At 68.8% G+C, this 16,432-nt stretch carries 19 protein-coding genes; 11 read left to right on the top strand and 8 right to left on the bottom strand.

Going from position 1 to position 16,432, the window contains the following annotated elements; all coding sequences use genetic code 11:
• Positions 1–29: 29 nt before the first annotated feature.
• Positions 30–476, top strand: coding sequence for a protein tyrosine phosphatase (locus ACFW0G_RS33565; RefSeq protein WP_378329479.1), 447 nt, complete (start codon positions 30–32; stop codon positions 474–476).
• A 58-nt stretch (positions 477–534) separates the two neighbouring features.
• Here the strand turns inward: ACFW0G_RS33565 and ACFW0G_RS33560 are convergent, their stop codons facing one another.
• Together ACFW0G_RS33560 and ACFW0G_RS33555 are read right to left on the bottom strand one after the other, a co-directional pair.
• A complete protein-coding gene (locus tag ACFW0G_RS33560) occupies positions 535–819 on the bottom strand; it encodes a DUF397 domain-containing protein (RefSeq protein WP_378329478.1) in 285 nt (94 codons plus the stop codon).
• 12 nt (positions 820–831) lie between these two features.
• The gene (locus tag ACFW0G_RS33555; protein ID WP_378329477.1) at positions 832–1,686 is read right to left on the bottom strand and encodes a helix-turn-helix domain-containing protein; all 855 of its coding nucleotides are present in this window, start codon (positions 1,684–1,686) and stop codon (positions 832–834) included.
• Positions 1,687–1,797: 111 nt separating this feature from the next.
• Here ACFW0G_RS33555 and ACFW0G_RS33550 point away from each other — a divergent pair, with 111 nt between their 5' ends.
• Both ACFW0G_RS33550 and upp read left to right on the top strand, forming a co-directional pair.
• Positions 1,798–1,998 carry a hypothetical protein gene (locus tag ACFW0G_RS33550; protein WP_378329476.1) on the top strand — a complete coding sequence of 67 codons (201 nt, stop codon included), beginning with the start codon at positions 1,798–1,800 and terminating at the stop codon, positions 1,996–1,998.
• Positions 1,999–2,003: 5 nt separating this feature from the next.
• Entirely contained in the window at positions 2,004–2,627 is a 624-nt protein-coding gene (gene upp, locus ACFW0G_RS33545) for a uracil phosphoribosyltransferase (RefSeq protein ID WP_378329475.1), read from the top strand.
• A gap of 21 nt (positions 2,628–2,648) precedes the next feature.
• Here the strand turns inward: upp and ACFW0G_RS33540 are convergent, their stop codons facing one another.
• Positions 2,649–3,242, bottom strand: a complete 594-nt coding sequence (locus tag ACFW0G_RS33540; RefSeq protein WP_378329474.1) for a TetR/AcrR family transcriptional regulator — start codon at positions 3,240–3,242, stop codon at positions 2,649–2,651.
• A gap of 84 nt (positions 3,243–3,326) precedes the next feature.
• On the opposite strand from ACFW0G_RS33540, the gene ACFW0G_RS33535 reads away from it, so the two are divergent.
• The 7 genes from ACFW0G_RS33535 (at position 3,327) to ACFW0G_RS33505 (ending at position 10,241) form a co-directional block, all read left to right on the top strand.
• Complete coding sequence (locus ACFW0G_RS33535) at positions 3,327–3,734, top strand: MerR family transcriptional regulator (RefSeq protein WP_378329473.1); 408 nt, start codon at positions 3,327–3,329, stop codon at positions 3,732–3,734.
• 50 nt (positions 3,735–3,784) lie between these two features.
• A complete protein-coding gene (locus ACFW0G_RS33530; protein ID WP_378329506.1) occupies positions 3,785–4,708 on the top strand; it encodes an aldo/keto reductase in 924 nt (307 codons plus the stop codon).
• Between the two features lie 32 nt (positions 4,709–4,740).
• The gene (locus ACFW0G_RS33525) at positions 4,741–5,742 is read left to right on the top strand and encodes an aldo/keto reductase (RefSeq protein WP_378329472.1); all 1,002 of its coding nucleotides are present in this window, start codon (positions 4,741–4,743) and stop codon (positions 5,740–5,742) included.
• 130 nt (positions 5,743–5,872) lie between these two features.
• On the top strand, positions 5,873–6,928 hold the full coding sequence (locus ACFW0G_RS33520; RefSeq protein ID WP_378329471.1) for an alpha-hydroxy acid oxidase: 1,056 nt from the start codon (positions 5,873–5,875) through the stop codon (positions 6,926–6,928).
• On the top strand, positions 6,925–8,256 hold the full coding sequence (locus tag ACFW0G_RS33515; protein WP_378329470.1) for a cytochrome P450: 1,332 nt from the start codon (positions 6,925–6,927) through the stop codon (positions 8,254–8,256). Before ACFW0G_RS33520 ends, ACFW0G_RS33515 begins: the two co-directional genes overlap by 4 nt.
• A 132-nt stretch (positions 8,257–8,388) precedes the next feature.
• On the top strand, positions 8,389–9,036 hold the full coding sequence (locus tag ACFW0G_RS33510) for a response regulator transcription factor (RefSeq protein WP_378329505.1): 648 nt from the start codon (positions 8,389–8,391) through the stop codon (positions 9,034–9,036).
• Entirely contained in the window at positions 9,033–10,241 is a 1,209-nt protein-coding gene (locus ACFW0G_RS33505) for a sensor histidine kinase (RefSeq protein ID WP_378329469.1), read from the top strand. Before ACFW0G_RS33510 ends, ACFW0G_RS33505 begins: the two co-directional genes overlap by 4 nt.
• Positions 10,242–10,330: 89 nt before the next feature.
• On the opposite strand, the gene hisS is transcribed toward ACFW0G_RS33505, so the two are convergent.
• The 5 genes from hisS to ACFW0G_RS33480 form a co-directional block, all read right to left on the bottom strand.
• On the bottom strand, positions 10,331–11,620 hold the full coding sequence (hisS, locus tag ACFW0G_RS33500) for a histidine--tRNA ligase (RefSeq protein WP_378329468.1): 1,290 nt from the start codon (positions 11,618–11,620) through the stop codon (positions 10,331–10,333).
• Between the two features lie 42 nt (positions 11,621–11,662).
• Entirely contained in the window at positions 11,663–12,055 is a 393-nt protein-coding gene (locus ACFW0G_RS33495) for a hypothetical protein (protein ID WP_378329467.1), read from the bottom strand.
• 198 nt (positions 12,056–12,253) lie between these two features.
• Positions 12,254–12,673: a helix-turn-helix domain-containing protein gene (locus ACFW0G_RS33490; RefSeq protein WP_378329466.1), complete on the bottom strand. Its 420-nt coding sequence runs from the start codon at positions 12,671–12,673 to the stop codon at positions 12,254–12,256.
• A 353-nt stretch (positions 12,674–13,026) separates the two neighbouring features.
• Entirely contained in the window at positions 13,027–13,479 is a 453-nt protein-coding gene (locus ACFW0G_RS33485; protein ID WP_378329465.1) for a flavodoxin family protein, read from the bottom strand.
• A gap of 2 nt (positions 13,480–13,481) precedes the next feature.
• Complete coding sequence (locus tag ACFW0G_RS33480; RefSeq protein ID WP_378329464.1) at positions 13,482–15,116, bottom strand: phospho-sugar mutase; 1,635 nt, start codon at positions 15,114–15,116, stop codon at positions 13,482–13,484.
• A gap of 35 nt (positions 15,117–15,151) precedes the next feature.
• Between ACFW0G_RS33480 and ACFW0G_RS33475 the strand changes: the two genes are divergently transcribed.
• Complete coding sequence (locus tag ACFW0G_RS33475) at positions 15,152–16,300, top strand: glycosyltransferase (protein WP_378329463.1); 1,149 nt, start codon at positions 15,152–15,154, stop codon at positions 16,298–16,300.
• Positions 16,301–16,432 lie beyond the last annotated feature (132 nt).

Raw genomic sequence — 16,432 nt, 5'->3', positions numbered from 1 at the left:
GCGTCCATCTAATGGCCGACACGGGCAAGATGGGACGCATGCTGGTGGGAGCGATTGAACTGCCCGGTGGTGTCCGGGTGCGCGGCCGGGGTCTCCGGCGCGGTGTGCCCGAGGGGACGTCCCCCGATTTCGGGCTGTACCTGGGGTCGGGCAAGCTACGGCGCAAGTACGACGGTGGGTTGTCCTGGGAACGCGAATGGATCCAGTGGCCGGATTTTCTGCTGCCCCGCGACCGTAACGCCGCGCGACAGAGCATCCTCGGCCTGCACGCGCGGGCTCTCGCGGGTGAAGACGTCGAAGTCGCGTGCTACGGCGGTTCGGGCCGGACCGGGACAGTCCTCTCGTGCCTCACGACGCTCTCGGGCCTTTCGGGCGATGAAGCTATTACGTGGGTTCGAGAGCACTACACCAAGCACGCCGTCGAGACGCCCTGGCAGCGTCGCTGGGTCGACTGGTTCGCTCGGCAGCCCTCGTAGTGGTCCGTGAATGCCACATTGAGGGAGTCAGAGTCCCTCAATGTGGCATTCACGGACTTCAACGCTGGGTGGTGAGGAAGGCGGACCAGGCGGGGGCGGGGAGAGTGAGCTGGCCGCCGTCGCGGTCCTTGGTGTCGCGCACGGCCACGACGAGCGGAGCGGTGGCCACCTCGGCGCAGTTGGCCCCGCTGCCACTGCTGTAGGAAGTCTTGTGCCAGGCACTGACCTCGGCACAGTTGGCCTGGTCGGTGCTGTGACTGCTCTTCTGCCAGGCGCCGACTTCGACGCAGTTGGCGTCGCCGCCGCTATAGCTGCTCTTCTGCCAGGTGCCTGGGGTGATCACGGTTCCCGCCTCCTAGGGGCCGGTCAACGTGCCGATGATGTCGGCAACAAGCCGCATCGACTCGTCGGGTGACAGTGCGACGGCGTGAATGTCTTGCCAGGCAAGCTTAACACGCTCGATCTCCGCATCGTCCTCGAGAAAACTGCTAGTGCCCGGGCTGTTCATGTAGGTAACGGGCGATGCCGAGTCGAAGTCGAGGATTGCGAAGGAGCCGTCCAAGCCGGGATACGCCGGTGCGGTGAACGGCACCACCTGAACCACGGTGCTCTTGCGCTCGCTCAAGCTGAGCAGATTTCGTAACTGAGCACGTCGGATCTCGGCTGCGCACACCGGGCGCGTGAGAACGGTCTCGTCCACGATGAAGTGGATGTTGGGTGCCGGGCGTCGGCTGAAGATGACCTGCCGCGACATGCGTGTGGCGACCAAAGCGTCAATTTCGGCATCGGTGAGTCTCGGATGCACGCCGCGGATGATGGCACGCGAGTAGTCCGGGACCTGGGCGAGTCCCGGGAACAAGAGCGGCTCGTAGTTGCGGATGGACACGGCGTCGGTTTCGAACTGCATCAGCTCCTTCCAATTGGGCGGCAGCTTGCCGTGGATCTCGTGCCAGTTGCGCTCTTCGCCGTCGCGGACGAGCGCGACCAGCTCGTGCCGGATCTGCGCCGGGACCTTGAGAAAGCCGAGAATCGCCGACACTTCGTCGGCGTACAGGCCGCGTACGCCGGTTTCCATGCGGCTGATCTTGCTTTCCGAACAGTCCAGCGCGTCGGCGACGTCCTTGCATGTCAAGCCGCGTTCGAGCCGCAGCATTCGCAATTGCGCCGACACCCGACGCTGCCGCACCGAGATCCCCTTGCGATTTCCCATGGGCACACTCTTCCGTCATGCCCCGGTGGCAAGAAAGGCATGTCACCTGAAGGAAGTTTGCGTGCCCCGAACGCAAGCGGAAATGGTTGGCTCATGCGGAGGAGGAGAAAGATGGAGCAGTCGTGGACGATCAACGGCGCGTACGCCACCTGGCGGATGACCGTGGTGATCGGGGCACCGGAGGACAGCGCGGGGCCGAACGTCCCGAAATGGCCGTCGGAGAAGCTCGCCGGTGTCGTGGGCCACTTCTTCGAGGCGGTGAACCACTACGAGACGACCCGAGACATCGACTCGGTGCGCGGGTTAGATTAACCGCCATGGATGTGCACGTCGTCGATCACCCGCTGGCCAAGGCCAGGCTGTCCACCATGCGCGACGCGCGCACGGACAGCGCCGCTTTCCGTGCCGCGTTGCACGAGCTGACCGTCATGCTCGTCTACGAAGCCATGCGGGACGCGCCCGTGCGCACCGAGCGCATCCACACCCCGGTCGCGCGCACCGAGGGGATCGCCCTGGCCAGCCCGCCGCTGCTGGTGCCGGTGCTGCGCGCGGGTCTCGGCATGGCCGACGAGGCGCACAAGCTGATCCCGGACGCGCAGATGGGCTTCGTCGGCCTCGCCCGCGACGAGGAGACGCTGCAGCCGACGCCGTATCTGGAGTCGCTGCCGGAGTCGCTCGCGGACCGGCCGGTGATGGTGCTCGACCCGATGCTCGCGACCGGCGGCTCGATGGAGTACACGATCCGCCTGCTGACCGATCGCGGCGCCGCCGACGTCACGGCCATCTGCGCGCTCGCGGCTCCCGAGGGCATCTCGCATCTGGAGAAGAGCGGCCTGCCGATGCGGATCGTCACCGCGAGCGTCGACGAGCGGCTCAACGACTCCGGCTTCATCGTCCCCGGCCTCGGCGACGCGGGCGACCGCCAATACGGCGCCGTCTGACCCACCGTCCACACTGGACCTTCAGGGACGCAGCCAGCCGGAGGCGTTGGCGCGAAGGGCGGTTTCGTAGGCGCCGCCGACGCTGAACTCGTCGGGCAGGTTTCCGGTCAGCTCCAGCGACACCAGCCCGTGCACGATGCCCCAGCAGCTGACCGCGATCGTCTCGGCCGGGACGTCGACGAAGATCCCGGCCGCGATCGCCGCCGAGATGACTTCCTGCAGCGGCTGGAGGCTGGACCGCGCCAGCTTCTCGGCCTCCTCGTTCGGCTCGAAGCCGGGCACCGACTTGGTGAACATGATCGCGTACAGATGCGGGTCGGCCAGCGCGCTCGCACGGTACGCGGCCCCCAGCGCGACGAGGTCGGCCACCGGGTCGCCCGAGCGCGCGACCGCCGCCATGCGTGACCCGAAGCGCCGGAAGCCCTCCATGTACAGGGCATTGACGAGGTCCGGCTTGCTGCCGAACAGTGAGTACACCGCGGTCGTCGACGTCCCCGCTTCGGCGGCGAGCTTGCGGAGCGAGAGGGCCTTCGGGCCGTCGGCGGAGATGAGTTCGCCGGCTCGGTCGAGCAGCTTGAGCCGGAGGGCTTCGTCGTGGGTGCGAGGACGCGGCATGTACCGAGCGTATCGCAACAGTGTTACCAATCGCGAGGGAAGCGATTTGACCTGGAGTGCACTCCAGGTCGTACTGTCGAGGTCATGAGCTACTCGATAGCGGAAGCCGCGCGACGTAGCGGGTTGTCCATCGACACCCTCCGGTACTACGAGCGCATCAAACTCGTCGATCCGCCCGCGCGGGACACGGCGGGCAGAAGGGCGTATTCGGACAACGATCTCGCCTGGCTCGGGTTCCTCACCAAGCTCCGTCTCACCGGCATGTCGATCAAGCGCATGCGCGAGTACGCCTCGTTGCGCAGCCGCGGCACCGCCAGCGCGGGACGGCGGAAGGCGATCCTCGTCGAGCAGCGGCAGGCGGTGGCCGAGCGGATCGCCGAGCTGCAGGCCTGTCTCGACATCCTCGACTACAAGATCGACAACTACGAGCAGCTCGAACGCAAGGTGCTCGAAATCAGCGGCACCACCACCATTCAGGAGATATCCGCGTGAACACTCGCAAGCTGGGGGCCCTCGAAGTCGGCGCGCAGGGCCTGGGCTGCATGGGCATGAGCCAGGCCTACGGCGTCCGCGACAACGAGGAAGAGTCGATCGCGACGATCCACCGCGCGCTCGAACTCGGCGTGACGCTGCTGGACACCGCGAACGTCTACGCGGCGGGCGTCAACGAAGAGCTGGTCGGCCGCGCGATCGCCGGCCGTCGTGACGACGTCGTGCTGGCGACGAAGTTCGGCATCGTGTGGAACGGTGACCAGATGGGCGCGCGCGGTGACGCCGCGTATGTCAAGCAGAGCTGTGACGAGTCGCTGCGACGTCTCGGCGTCGACCACATCGACCTCTACTACCAGCACCGCGTCGACCCGGACACGCCGATCGAGGAGACCTGGGGCGCGCTCGCCGAATTGGCCGAAGCCGGGAAGATCCGGTATGCCGGGATTTCCGAGGCGAGCGCGGCGACCATCCGCGCGGCGCACGCCGTCCACCCGGTGACGGCGCTGCAGAGCGAATGGTCACTGTGGACTCGCGGGATCGAGGCGGAGATCCTCGGCACCTGCCGCGAGCTGGGTATCGGCGTCGTGCCGTTCTCCCCGCTGGGACGTGGTTTCCTGACCGGCGCGGTGACCTCGGTGAAGGACCTGCCCGAGGACGACATGCGCCGCGGTCTGCCGCGTTTCTCGGACGAGAACTTCGACCGGAACCTCGCGATCGTGGACGCATTGCGTGCGTTGGCGGAGAAGAAGGGTGTGACAGCGGGTCAGCTCGCGCTGGCCTGGGTGCAGTCGCGCGGCTCTGACGTCGTGCCGATCCCGGGCACGAAGCGGCGCAAGTACCTGGAAGAGAACGTCGCGGCGGCGTCGCTGGAACTGTCCGAAGAGGACATCGCGGCCATCGAGCAGGCCGCTCCCGTGGACGCTTTCGCCGGGGAGCGCTACCCGGAGCGGCTCGCGCGCGCCGCGGGCAAGTGAATCAGCGTTTTTCGTTACAGGCAGGGAGAATCATGAGTGACTCGACGGTGCCCACCCGCAGGCTCGGCGCGCTGGAGGTCAGCGCGCAGGGGCTCGGCTGCATGGGCATGAGCGAGTTCTACGGGCAGGGCGACGACGCCGAGTCGATCGCCACCATCCACCGTGCGCTCGAACTGGGCGTCACCCTGCTCGACACGGCCGACATGTATGGGCCGTTCAAGAACGAGGAACTGGTCGGCCGCGCCATCGCCGGTCGGCGGGACAGCGTCGTGCTGGCGACGAAGTTCGGCATCGTGCGTGACCCGGCGGACCCGTCGAAGCGCGGCGTCCGGGGCGACGCGGAGTACGTGCGGTCGGCCGCCGAGGCGTCCTTGCGCCGTCTCGGGGTCGATCACATCGACCTGTATTACCAGCACCGGGTGGACCCGAACACGCCGATCGAGGAGACCGTTGGCGCGCTGGCCTCGCTGGTGGAGCAGGGCAAGATCCGGCACATCGGGCTGTCCGAGGCGAGTGCCGCGACGATCCGCCGGGCGCACGCGGTGCACCCGATCACGGCGGTGCAGACCGAGTGGTCGCTGTGGTCGCGGGACATCGAGGCCGAGATCGTGCCGACGTGTCGTGAGCTGGGTATCGGTGTTGTGCCGTATTCGCCGCTGGGGCGGGGTTTCCTGACCGGGCGCTTCACGTCCAAAAAGGACTTCGCCGAGGGCGACTTCCGGCAGGCGAACCAGCCGCGGTTCGCGGACGAGAACCTCGACCGGAACCTCGCGATCGTGGACGCCTTGCGGGCCTTGGCGGAGAAGAAGGGCGTGACGGCGGGTCAGCTCGCCTTGGCCTGGGTGCAGTCGCGCGGCTCCGACGTCGTGCCGATTCCGGGCACCAAGCGGCGTAAGTACCTCGAAGAGAACGTCGCCGCGGCCACCCTCGAACTGTCCACAGAGGACTTGGCGGCGATCGAACAGGCCGTCCCGGCCGATGCCGTCGCGGGCGGCCGCTACCCCGAGTCGGGCATGTCCCTCGTCAACGGCTGACCGTGGGCTGAAGGGGACTTTCCTCGCATCGCATGCGAGGAAAGTCCCCTTCAGCAGCTCTGAGGGTTTTCTGAGATCGGCGGGGCAGGCTGGCGGTGGAAGCCGACGGCCTGGGCCTGAGAGGTGACGGATGCCTGCCATCGCCGATTTCGAAGAGACGGCACGCCAGAAGCTCGACCCGGCGCACTACGACTTCTTCGCGGGAGCCGCGGGCGACGAACTCACCGCCAAGTCCAATGAGGACTCTTTCGCGCGGATCAACCTGCTGCCCAGGGCGCTCCGGGGGAGCGACAAACGTGATCTCGCCGTAGCGCTGCTCGGATCGACGGCGTCGATGCCGATCTTGGTGTCTCCCACGGCCTTCCACCGGCTCGCGCATCCGGAGGGGGAGGCGGCGACGGCGAAAGCGGCCGCGGCGGCGGGCACGATCATGATCGTCAGCATGGCTTCGACCATGGCCGTCGAGGACGTCGTGGCGGCCGCGTGCGAGGTCGCGCCGGATCCGGCGCTGTGGTTCCAGCTCTACCTTCAGCCCGACCTCGCATTCTCCGAGGCGATCGTGCGCCGCGCCGAACGGGCCGGGGTTAAGGCGCTGGTGGTCACCGTCGACTCACCGGTCATGGGCAAGCGGGAACGCGACGTCCGGCACGGCTTCCACGATCTGCCACCGGGGATGGTCGCGGAGAACATGCGGCATGGTGACACGGGGAGCGTGTGCCCGATCGGGATGTCGGCCGAGTTCTCCTGGGAACACATCGACTGGCTAAGCCAGCTCACCGCGTTGCCGATCTTGATCAAGGGCGTGCTGCATCCCGAGGACGCGCGGCTCGCGGTGCGGCACGGCGTCGCCGGGCTGGTCGTGTCCAACCACGGCGGCCGTCAGCTCGACACCGTGCCCGCCACGATCGACGCGCTGCCGGAGATCGCCGCGGCGGTCGCGGGCGTCGTCCCGCTGATCCTCGACGGCGGGGTCCGGCGTGGCACGGACGTGGTGAAAGCGCTTGCTCTCGGCGCGTCGGCGGTCGGCATCGGGCGCCCGGTGCTGTGGGGTCTCGCGGCGGAGGGCCGCGACGGCGTCACGCGGGTACTGGAGCAGCTGCGGGAGGAATTCGACCATACGCTCGCGTTGTGTGGCGCGACCTCGCCGCGTGACCTCACTGCCGACCTGGTCCGGAGCCACCGATGAGGCGGCTCGCGCTCCGTGCGCTGCTCGCCGTGCTCGTCGTGACGCTCCCGTCCTGGCTGCCAGGACGGATCGTGGCGCTGCGGATGCGGATTTTCGCGCTGGTCAACGGCGACGAGGGGGTGCCGATCCCCGGCGACCGGATCGGGATCGAGGACTTCAAACGGGTCTACGCCGATCCGGCCGCCGGGGGACGCAGCCGCGGCGCCGCGCTGTCCGACCTGTTCTGGTACTGGCTCGAACCGGGTTCCCATGTACACCAGGAACATCTGGAGGCTGGGCCGCGCTACGACGAGGTCGCGAAGACGACGCGGCAGATCCTGGTCAGGACGAAGGCGGAGTCCGAGGAGCTGACCCGGCGGTGCGTGGCACGCGTGCTCGACGAACTCGGCGAGGGCGGGTTCGTCCGGCTGCGGGACGCGATGATGCCGATCTGGGCCGAGCTGTACTACGAGCTGGTGTTCGGCGAACAGTGCCCTGCCGAGGCTCGCGCGCTCATCGTGGCCAACGCCGACGACGTCGTCTCCGCCCTGAAATGCGTGCGCCCACGCCATATGCGCCGCCGGAAGCGGTTGACCGATTACCTGCGGCGCAGGCTGGACGACGTCCCGCATCCGCTGCCGTCCCGACTGTCCACTGTGGAAAAGGCGTATTACCTGCAGGGGACGTTCTTCAACACGGCCGTGGTGCAGATGTCCGAGGCGATGACCCATCTGCTGATGGTCGTGGCGCGGCATCCCGATGTCCAAGACCGGCTCGCCGCCGACCCCGACGACGAGGACTACGTCGATCGCGTGCTCGACGAATGCCTGCGTGTCTATCCGTTGTTCGGGATCGCGCACCGGATCACCACCGCGGACATCGAGCTGGCGCACACCACGATCACCGAGGGCAGCGTGTTGTGCTTCAGCTACCCGGAATATCACCACGCCGGGTACGAGTGCCCGGAGAAGTTCGATCCGGACCGGTGGCTCAAGCAGTCCACTGTGGACGTCAACTTCCTGCCGTTCGGCAGTACGCAGAACCGGCCGTGCCCGGCGCGCGGGCTGGCACCGGTGACTATGCGTGTCGTACTGCGGGAGGTGCTGCGGCGCTACTCGCTCGCGACGAGTGCCGCGCATACGCGGTCGATTCCGAACCGGGGGCCGTGTCTGCTGACGCCCCGGCAGGCGCCGAGAAGCCGTCGTGCCGCGCTGGCGGTGATGTTCGTGCGGGACCGCTGGGAGGACGTCTGGCGGAGTCTCGCGCAGCTGGTCTTCGGTACGTACATGGTTGTCGACGCGCGGCGGAAACGCTTGTGCGCCACGTACTTCGACGAGGCCGGGCGTTGAGCCGATGTCCCGGTGAACGGGACCTGTGTCGGATTCCCGTCCGCCGCCGGGCCTCTGTTCGCAGAGTTGAGGGTTCAAGTACGAGGAAATGACTGCCAGTATGAATTCGTGCGCGAAGAGGCAGGAAAGCGTGTGCTCGTGGTCGAGGACGACCGCGAACTGGCCGGGATGCTCGCCGAGTTGCTTGCGGACGAGGGCTACGAACCCGTGCTGGCGCACGACGGCCAGCGCGGGCTGCATCTCGGCCTGGTCGGGCACTACGACGTGATGATCGTCGATCGCAGGCTTCCGGCGATGGACGGGCTGGCGATGCTCGCCGCGCTCCGGCGCAAGGGCGTCGCCACGAGGGTGCTGGTGCTGTCCGCGCTGGGCGATGTCGGGGATCGGGTGGACGGGCTGGACGCGGGTGCGGACGACTACCTCGTCAAGCCGTTCGAGACCGAGGAGCTGCTGGCGAGGCTGCGCGCGCTCGGCAGGCGGGACCTCGACGGCGCGGAGAGTCTGCCGCTCGGCACGGCGGAGCTGGATCTGCGGCGGCACGAGGTGGTGCTGGCCGTCGGCGAGCGGATCACGTTGTCCGGCCGGGAGTTCGAGCTGCTCCGCACGCTGGCGCAGCGGCCGAAAGCGATTCATCCGCGGGAGTCGTTGCGCAGCAACATCTTCGCGGACTCGACCGGAGAGTCTATTGTGGACACCTATGTGTACTACCTGCGGCGCAAGCTCGGCCGGGGCGTGGTGCGCACCGTGCACGGGCTCGGGTATCAGATCGGCGCGGTGTGAGACCCTCGCGCGGGGACCCGGAGGCGCGGGAGCTGCGCCGGGCGCGGCGGCTGGTCGCCGGCGAGATCGCGGTGGTGATCACGCTGCTGGTGTTCGTCTCCGGGGTGATCGCGTTCGCGGTGCTGATCGGCGGCCAGCGGGCGGAGGCCGAGCGCACGTTGGCCTGGACCATCCGGCAGGGACTGTCGGTGCCGCCGCCGGGCTGTGTGCGGTTGTTCAGCGTCGGCGGGCATGTGCCGCCGGGGGAGCCACCTGCCGGGATGCCGGTGACGGAGTCGTTCGCGCGGGTGCCCGCCGACGGGGACGTCTTCACCGAGACCAGGGAACTGGGCGGCATGGTCTACACCATCCGCACGGAGAATCACGGCGGTGTGATCTCGCAGGCGTTCTTCGAACAGATCTACCAGCTCCAGGACCGGTATTCGCTGCTCACCGGGTTCGCTGTTGCCGAGGCGCTGGCGCTGGTCGCCGCCGTGCTCACCGGCTATCTGCTGGCGGGCCGGGTGATCCGGCCGCTGGGGGAGGCGTTGCGGCGGCAGCGGACGTTCGTCGCCGACGCGAGCCACGAACTGCGCGCGCCGTTGACGCGGCTGCACACGCGGGCGCAGTTGCTGTCGCGGCGAACGCGCGTTTCGCCGGTGCCGCCGCGGGTGGCCGAGGAAGTCGACCAGCTGGTGAGCGGGACGCGGGAGCTGGGGGAGGTCGTCGACGATCTGTTGCTCTCGGCGCGGTTGCGGGCGGAGCCGCCGCGGATGGAGCCGGTCGAACTCGGGGCGCTGGCGGAGCAGGCGGTGGCGGCGGAGGCGGTGCGCGCGGGGGAGCGGAACGTGCGGATCTCGGTGTCGGACGACGGCGGCGCGTACGTCGTGCCGGGGGTGCCGACGGCATTGCGGCGCGTGCTTTCGGCGTTGCTGGACAACGCGATCGGGCACACGCCGCCGGGCGGGACGATCGAAGTCACGCTCGGCGCCCCGGACGAGCGGCATGTCGAACTGTGCGTGCGGGATTCCGGCGTCGGGTTCGAACAACGGGACGCGCCCCGTCTCTTCGAGCGCTTCGCCCGGGGCACTGACGGTGAGGGACGTCGTTTCGGTCTCGGCCTGGCCCTGGTGCGCGAGGTCGTCGCCGGGCACGGCGGCACGATCGCCGCCCGCGGCGTCCCCGGCGCCGGCGCCACCTTCACCCTCCGCTTCCTCCGCGCGTGATCAGGCGCGCATCTCGCGTGATCAGGCGCGTATCTCGCGTGATTGAACGGAGATCTCGCGTGATCGGAGGCGTAACTCGCGGGTTTGGATCAGGACAGGAGGGACTGGACGGTGGCGGGGGCGTCGGCGACGGGGACCTGGTGTTGTTCGCGGGTGGCGAGTGAGCGGACGGTGACGTTCCCGGCGGCCCAGTCCTCCTGGCCGACGATGACGACGGCGGCCGCGCCCGCCTTGTCGGCGCGGGCGAGCTCCTTGCCCAGCTTGCGCAGTTCGATCGGGGTCGAGGTGCGGAGCCCGGCGCGGCGCAGTGACGTCGCGACCTCGCGGGCGGCGTCGGACAGCTCCTCGACGACCGGCACAACCATGACGTCGACCTCGCTGCGCGGGGCCGGGGCCAGCTCGTGGGTTTCGAGGAAGTCCATCAGCGTGACGTCGCCCATGCCGAACCCGATGCCGGGGATCTGCTGCGGCGTGAACAGCGACGCGAGGTCGCTGTAGCGGCCGCCGCCGAACAGCGCGCGGCGGTTCTCCGGCGAGGTGTCGAAGACCTCGAACACCGTGGACGTGTAGTACGCCAGGCCGCGCACGATCATCGGCTCGAACCGGACCAGGCTCGCCGCGCTGCTCGCGAGGACCTTGACCAGGTTCGAGCTCTCCTTGACGTGCTCGGGCAGCTCGTCGAGCAGCGCCGTCCCGGCGCCGAGCACCTCGGTGAGCTTCTCGAACTGCTTGTCCGACAGGCCGATCCCGGCGGCGCTCTCGGCGAGCTTTTCGCTGTCGAGCTTCTCCCAGCGGTCGACCAGCCCGAAGACCTGCGCCAGGTGCTCCGGGCTGACGCCGACGAGGTCGAGCAGCGCCGAGGACAGCAGGTTCCGGTCGTTGACGCGCACCGCGAACATGTCGCCGGTGGCGCCGAGCGTGGTCATCAGGTCGTGGACCAGCTCGAAGATCTCGATCTCGCAGTTGGCGCTGTCCGAGCCGAAGATGTCCGCGTTGATCTGCCAGTGCTCGCGCACCCGGCCGCGCTGCGGTTTCTCGTAGCGGTGGCAGTTGGGGTGGCTGTACCAGCGGACGGGGAACGACAGCGACTTCGCGTTCCCGGCGATCATCCGCGCCACCGACGGGGTCATCTCCGGGCGCAGCGCGAGGCGGCGGCCGCCCTTGTCGGTGAGCGTGTACAACTGCTGGTCGGCGATCTCCTGGCCGGACTTGGCCTCGTAGATCTCGGCGGGTTCGAGGATGGGGCCGTCGTACCGGAGGAAGCCGCGACGCTCCAGCACCTCGTAGAGATGGCCGAAAACCTGCGTACGGACGGACATCTCGGCGGGGAGGAAGTCGCGGGTTCCCCTGGTCGGCGCGGTGGGCAGGTATTCAGGCACGTCAGCAAGCTTAACGACCGGGTCCGACAGGTTTGCCGGGCGTCAGGGGAACGCGACGCCGTACGCGGTCATCAGCATCGCGGCGGCCAGCAGCACGGCGCCGCCGGTGGTGACGGCGTGACCCGCCTTGCCGGGTTTCCCGGCCGCCAGGTTGAGGAACATCCCGCCGGGCTGGGCGAGCACGCCGAACAGGAGCAGGAAGCAGACGATCCAGCGGGCGGTGTCGCCGAGTCCGCCGAGGTTGAGGATCTGCAGCGCGGCGAGGGTGAGGACGAGCAGGACGCCGGCGTGCGCGTGCCCGGCGCGGAACATTCCGCGCTGGAACTCGGTCAGCTCGCGGCGGCGCAGTACGCCCATCAGCGCGTAGCCGCCGTACATGACCGTCGGCAGCGAGACCAGCGCGATCACGGTGAACAGCTGAACGGGCCCGTGCATGTCCGGCTCCTTCTCGATCGGGGAGCCCTGACCATAACACCGTTTTAAAACGCTGTCACCAAACTGGACGTACCTCTGCCGTCAAGGTCACCTTAGGGGCGTCCGACGCCCGCAAGGTGGCCTTGACGGCATGTCGGCGTGGCGCGGCCGGTGCTGGTGATCACGGGCGGCGGGACCGTTTGCGTGGTTCCCGCTCCTTTATCGGTTTTCTCGCTCGTCCGGTTCGTCCGCACTGTCGCGTTCGGCGCGTTCGTAGCGCTCGACCAGGTCGAGCAGATCCATCACCTGCCGCCGTCCCTGCGGTGACAGCTCCTGGGCGCGCAGTGCCATCAGTTTGGCCTCACCCGTCGGGCTGCCCGTGTCGGACTTCTCGCTTTCGTCGAAGAAGTACGTCACCGGAACGCCGAACAGTTTCGCCAGCGCCTCGACGTAGTGGATCTTCGGGTTGATCCGTTTGCCGGTGGCCAGCTGCTGGATGTAGGCGGGGGACATGGCGGGACCGCCGGCGCGTTCGATGGCCGCCGACAGCTCGCGATAGCTGTGCGGCGCGCGGCCGTCGACCCGGGCAGAGTCGATCAGGGCGGTCAGCTTTTCGGCGAACGTGCGCTGCCGTGACATCCTCCGGCTCCCCTTCCGTTCCCGGTGAAAACTCCGGCTCCGGGACAACTGTACGCATCTGTTGACGGCTCGCGTATGCAGTGGTTTACACTCGCTGCGGGATCGGCGATCCCGCCCGCCTTCCGCTCCGGTTTCCGCGTCCTGGGGGTACACGGACACCGTGGCGGAAGGTTGTGGCATGCCCGGGGTCGTCAAGATCCCCTCTTCGTAGTAAGCTGGTGTGGCTGAGGTTGATCGCCCGTCCGGCGAACCCTCGGCCCAGGCCTTCCGCCGGAGGTCGACCCCCAGGGCTTCCGGTAGAGGCCGACGAAGGCGGGGTGTGTTCGCACACCCCGCCTTCACTTATGTGTGACCTATTCCATCAGGGTGGCGGCGAGGGTGCCGCCCAGTTCGGCGCAGGCGTCCAGGTCGGTTTTGGCGGGGTCGCCGGTGACCAGGACGGGATCCGCCACGCGGGACCAGCCGAGGCCGGTGGTGATGGCGTCGAGCTGACGGGTGGTGCCGCTCGTGTCGTTGTTCCCGTGCACGTAGTAGCCGAAGGGGCGACCCTTCGTGGCGTCCAGGCACGGGTAGTACACGGTGTCGAAGAAGTGCTTCAGCGCCCCGCTCATGCTGCCGAGGTTCGCCGGAGTGCCCAGCAGGTAACCATCGGCGGCCAGCACGTCGGGGACCGTCGCGCCCAGCGCCGGGCGGCGTACGACGTCCACGCCCTCGATGTCCGGGTGCGTGGCGCCGGCGACTGCGGCCTCGAACATCGCCTGTGTCGACGGCGAAGGCGTGTGGTGGACGATCAGCAGCGTCGGCATGTTCAGGACAGTAGTTGCTCGACGTCCGCGCGCAGGGCGGCGAGCCGGGCGGACGTGCTCTCGCGAGCGGCCGCCAGATCCTCGGACGGCGGCTGCGCTGCCTGCAGGTACGCCTTGAGCTTGGGCTCGGTGCCGGACGGGCGGATCACCACGCGCAGTCCCTCGCCGGTCAGCCGGAGCACGTCCGCGTGCGGGAGCAGGTCCTCGAGCGTGACGTCCGTGCCCGCGAGCGACTCCGGCGGGGCGGCGCGGAGCCTCGCCATGATTTCGCCGCGCACCGCGAGATCGGTTACCCGTAAGGAAACCTGGTCCGTCAGGTGGACACCGTGGCGGCGGAAAAGCTCGTCCAGCGTCTCGGGGATCGTGCGTCCCCCGGCCTTGAGCGTGGCGGCGAGTCCCGCCGCGAGGACGGCGGCGGCGATGCCGTCCTTGTCCAGGACGAAGGACGGGTTGACGCACAGTCCCAGCGCCTCCTCGTAGGCGAACACCAGGCCCTCGCCCGCGCGCACCAGCCATTTGAAGCCGGTCAGGGTTTCGGCGTAGCGCGCGCCCTGTGCCTTCGCGATCTCGCCGAGCATCGATGACGACACGATCGTGGTGGCCACCAGCGGATCCGGGGTCACCGTTCGATCCAAAGTGGACAGAATGTGCGCGCCGAGCAGGACGCCGGTCTCGTCGCCGCGCAGCATGCGCCACGTCCCGCCGGGCTCGCGGACGCCGAGGGCGCAGCGGTCGGCGTCGGGGTCGAGCGCGACCGCGAGATCGGCGTCCACTGTGGACGCCAGGGCGAGCAGCAGATCCGTCGCGCCCGGTTCCTCGGGATTCGGGAACGCGACGGTCGGGAAGCCGGGGTCCGGTGTGGACTGTTCGGCGACCAGGTGCACGTCGGTGAATCCGGCTCGCTCGAACGCGGCTCGCAGCGTCTCGGCGCCGACGCCGTGCAGTGCGGTCGCGGCGATCCGGACGTCGCGGGCGGTGCCGCGGGGCAGCGCGGCGACCTCGGTGAGATAGCCCGCGCGTGGGTCGATGATTTCGGCGCCGGGGGATCGGGGCACGCTCACCGCGGCCGGGGCCGCGGCGATCGCCCGTTCGATCTCGCCGTCGGATGGTGGGACGATTTGCCCGCCGGAGCTGTCGTAGAGCTTGTAACCGTTGTCCGCGGGCGGATTGTGCGACGCGGTGATCTGGATCCCGGCCACCGCGCCGAGTTGCTTCACCGCATAGGCGACCAACGGCGTCGGGAGTGGCTCCGGCAGTGTTTTCACGGCGAAACCGGCCGCGGTGAGCACTTCCGCCGCGGCGGAAGCGAACGCCTCCGAACCGTGCCGCGCGTCCCGGCCCACGACGACGACCCCGCCCGCGTGCCCGTGCGCGGTGAGCCACGCGGCCACGCCCGCGGTGGTGCGGACGACCACGGCGACATTCATCCCGTTCGGCCCGGCCCGCACTGGCCCGCGCAGTCCCGCGGTGCCGAATTCGAGCGGACCGGCCATCCGGTCGGCCAGTTCCTCGGCGCGTCCCGGTTCGCCGCCCAGTGCGCGGGCGACGACGTCTTGCAGTTCGGCACGGGTGGCGGGGTCGGGATCGTCGGCGATCCAGCGGAAAGCCGCGTCCCGCAGCGTCGAAGAAACAGTCATGGGCACGCGGCCCAGCTTACGGCTACGGTTGAGATATGCGCCTGATATTCACGGCCCTGGGGGGCTACGGACATTCTTTCCCGCTCATCCCGCTCGCCGTCGCCGCGCGCGACGCCGGGCACGACGTCAGCTTCGCCACCACACAGGATTTCCTGCCGAACATCGAGAAGGCGGGCATAACGGGTATCGCGGCCGGAGCCACGATGGCCGAAGCGTTCGCGGAGGCGGCGAAGGACGTCGACGGGGACCCGAGCCAGCTGCCGCAGAAGGAGTTCTACAAGGTCATCGGCCGCGTGTTCGGTGAGGTCCTGCCGAGGGCTTTCGCCACCGGCCTAAAGCCGATCCTCGCCGAGCGGCGACCGGATCTGGTGATCTACGAGACAGCGAACGCCGGCGGGGCCTACGCGGCCAAACATGCCGGGATTCCTTGTATCGGGCACACTTTCGGCCGGATGGCGGAGTTCGACCTCGGTGAGGAAATCCGTGTGCGGGCCCGCGCTACCGCCGCCGAATTCGGTGTCGAGGACGAACTGAAGGGCTCGTTCGGTGACCACGTCGTCGACATCTGCCCGAAGTCGGTGCAGTCACCGGAGTTCCTCGACACGGTGAAGCGGATCCCGTTGCGGCCGGTCGGCTGGAGCGTGCCGGGTGATCTGCCCGCCGGGGTCGAGGGCCGCGACCGGAGCCGTCCGCTCGCCTACCTGACGCTCGGCACCGCGTTCGGGAACACCGACGTGCTGACCAAGGCGATCACCGGCCTGGCCGCGCTCGACGTCGACGTGCTGGTCGCCACCGGTCCGTCCGTCGATCTCACCGCACTGGGCGAGGTTCCCGCGAACGTGCGGCTCGAGGCATGGGTGCCGCAGAGCGAACTGCTGCCGCATGTGGACGTCGTCGTGCACCACGGCGGAAGCGGGACGACGATGGGCGCGTTCGGCGCCGGGCTGCCGCAGCTGTTCCTGCCGCAGGGCGCCGACCAGTTCGCCAACGCCGAGGCGGCGGTCGCCGCCGGGGTCGCCGATCAGCTCGTCGGTGACGCGCTCACGGCCGAGGCGGTCACGGAAAAGACCCGCGCGCTGATGACCGACACCGCGGTGCGCGACGCCGCCCGCGCCCTCGCCGAGGAGATCGCCGTCATGCCGTCCCCCGCCGAGGTCGCCGCCACCCTGCCCGACTACGTCTAGTCCCGGCCGCCGCTGAAGGGGGCCTTCCTCTCACGGGACGCGCTGAAGGGGGCTTTTCGGGCATGGCGAACGCGGTACAGTCCCAAGAGGAGGATTTTACCGAAGGCCGGGAGTTTAGTTCGGCCGTCATTT

The sequence above is a fragment of the Amycolatopsis sp. NPDC058986 genome (assembly GCF_042741125.1).
In the GTDB taxonomy this organism is placed as follows: Bacteria; Actinomycetota; Actinomycetes; order Mycobacteriales; family Pseudonocardiaceae; genus Amycolatopsis.
Note: the sequence above shows the minus strand (reverse complement) of the source record. Positions and strands in the feature narration are given on the sequence as shown.

Coding starts and splice junctions, on each gene's coding strand:
- ACFW0G_RS33565 (WP_378329479.1), top strand. CDS start 30: ATGGGACGCATGCTGGTGGGAGCGATTGAACTGCCCGGTGGTGTCCGG.
- ACFW0G_RS33555 (WP_378329477.1), bottom strand. CDS start 1,686: ATGGGAAATCGCAAGGGGATCTCGGTGCGGCAGCGTCGGGTGTCGGCG.
- ACFW0G_RS33550 (WP_378329476.1), top strand. CDS start 1,798: ATGGAGCAGTCGTGGACGATCAACGGCGCGTACGCCACCTGGCGGATG.
- upp (WP_378329475.1), top strand. CDS start 2,004: ATGGATGTGCACGTCGTCGATCACCCGCTGGCCAAGGCCAGGCTGTCC.
- ACFW0G_RS33540 (WP_378329474.1), bottom strand. CDS start 3,242: ATGCCGCGTCCTCGCACCCACGACGAAGCCCTCCGGCTCAAGCTGCTC.
- ACFW0G_RS33535 (WP_378329473.1), top strand. CDS start 3,327: ATGAGCTACTCGATAGCGGAAGCCGCGCGACGTAGCGGGTTGTCCATC.
- ACFW0G_RS33530 (WP_378329506.1), top strand. CDS start 3,785: ATGGGCATGAGCCAGGCCTACGGCGTCCGCGACAACGAGGAAGAGTCG.
- ACFW0G_RS33525 (WP_378329472.1), top strand. CDS start 4,741: ATGAGTGACTCGACGGTGCCCACCCGCAGGCTCGGCGCGCTGGAGGTC.
- ACFW0G_RS33520 (WP_378329471.1), top strand. CDS start 5,873: ATGCCTGCCATCGCCGATTTCGAAGAGACGGCACGCCAGAAGCTCGAC.
- ACFW0G_RS33515 (WP_378329470.1), top strand. CDS start 6,925: ATGAGGCGGCTCGCGCTCCGTGCGCTGCTCGCCGTGCTCGTCGTGACG.
- ACFW0G_RS33495 (WP_378329467.1), bottom strand. CDS start 12,055: ATGCACGGGCCCGTTCAGCTGTTCACCGTGATCGCGCTGGTCTCGCTG.
- ACFW0G_RS33490 (WP_378329466.1), bottom strand. CDS start 12,673: ATGTCACGGCAGCGCACGTTCGCCGAAAAGCTGACCGCCCTGATCGAC.
- ACFW0G_RS33485 (WP_378329465.1), bottom strand. CDS start 13,479: ATGCCGACGCTGCTGATCGTCCACCACACGCCTTCGCCGTCGACACAG.
- ACFW0G_RS33480 (WP_378329464.1), bottom strand. CDS start 15,116: ATGACTGTTTCTTCGACGCTGCGGGACGCGGCTTTCCGCTGGATCGCC.
- ACFW0G_RS33475 (WP_378329463.1), top strand. CDS start 15,152: ATGCGCCTGATATTCACGGCCCTGGGGGGCTACGGACATTCTTTCCCG.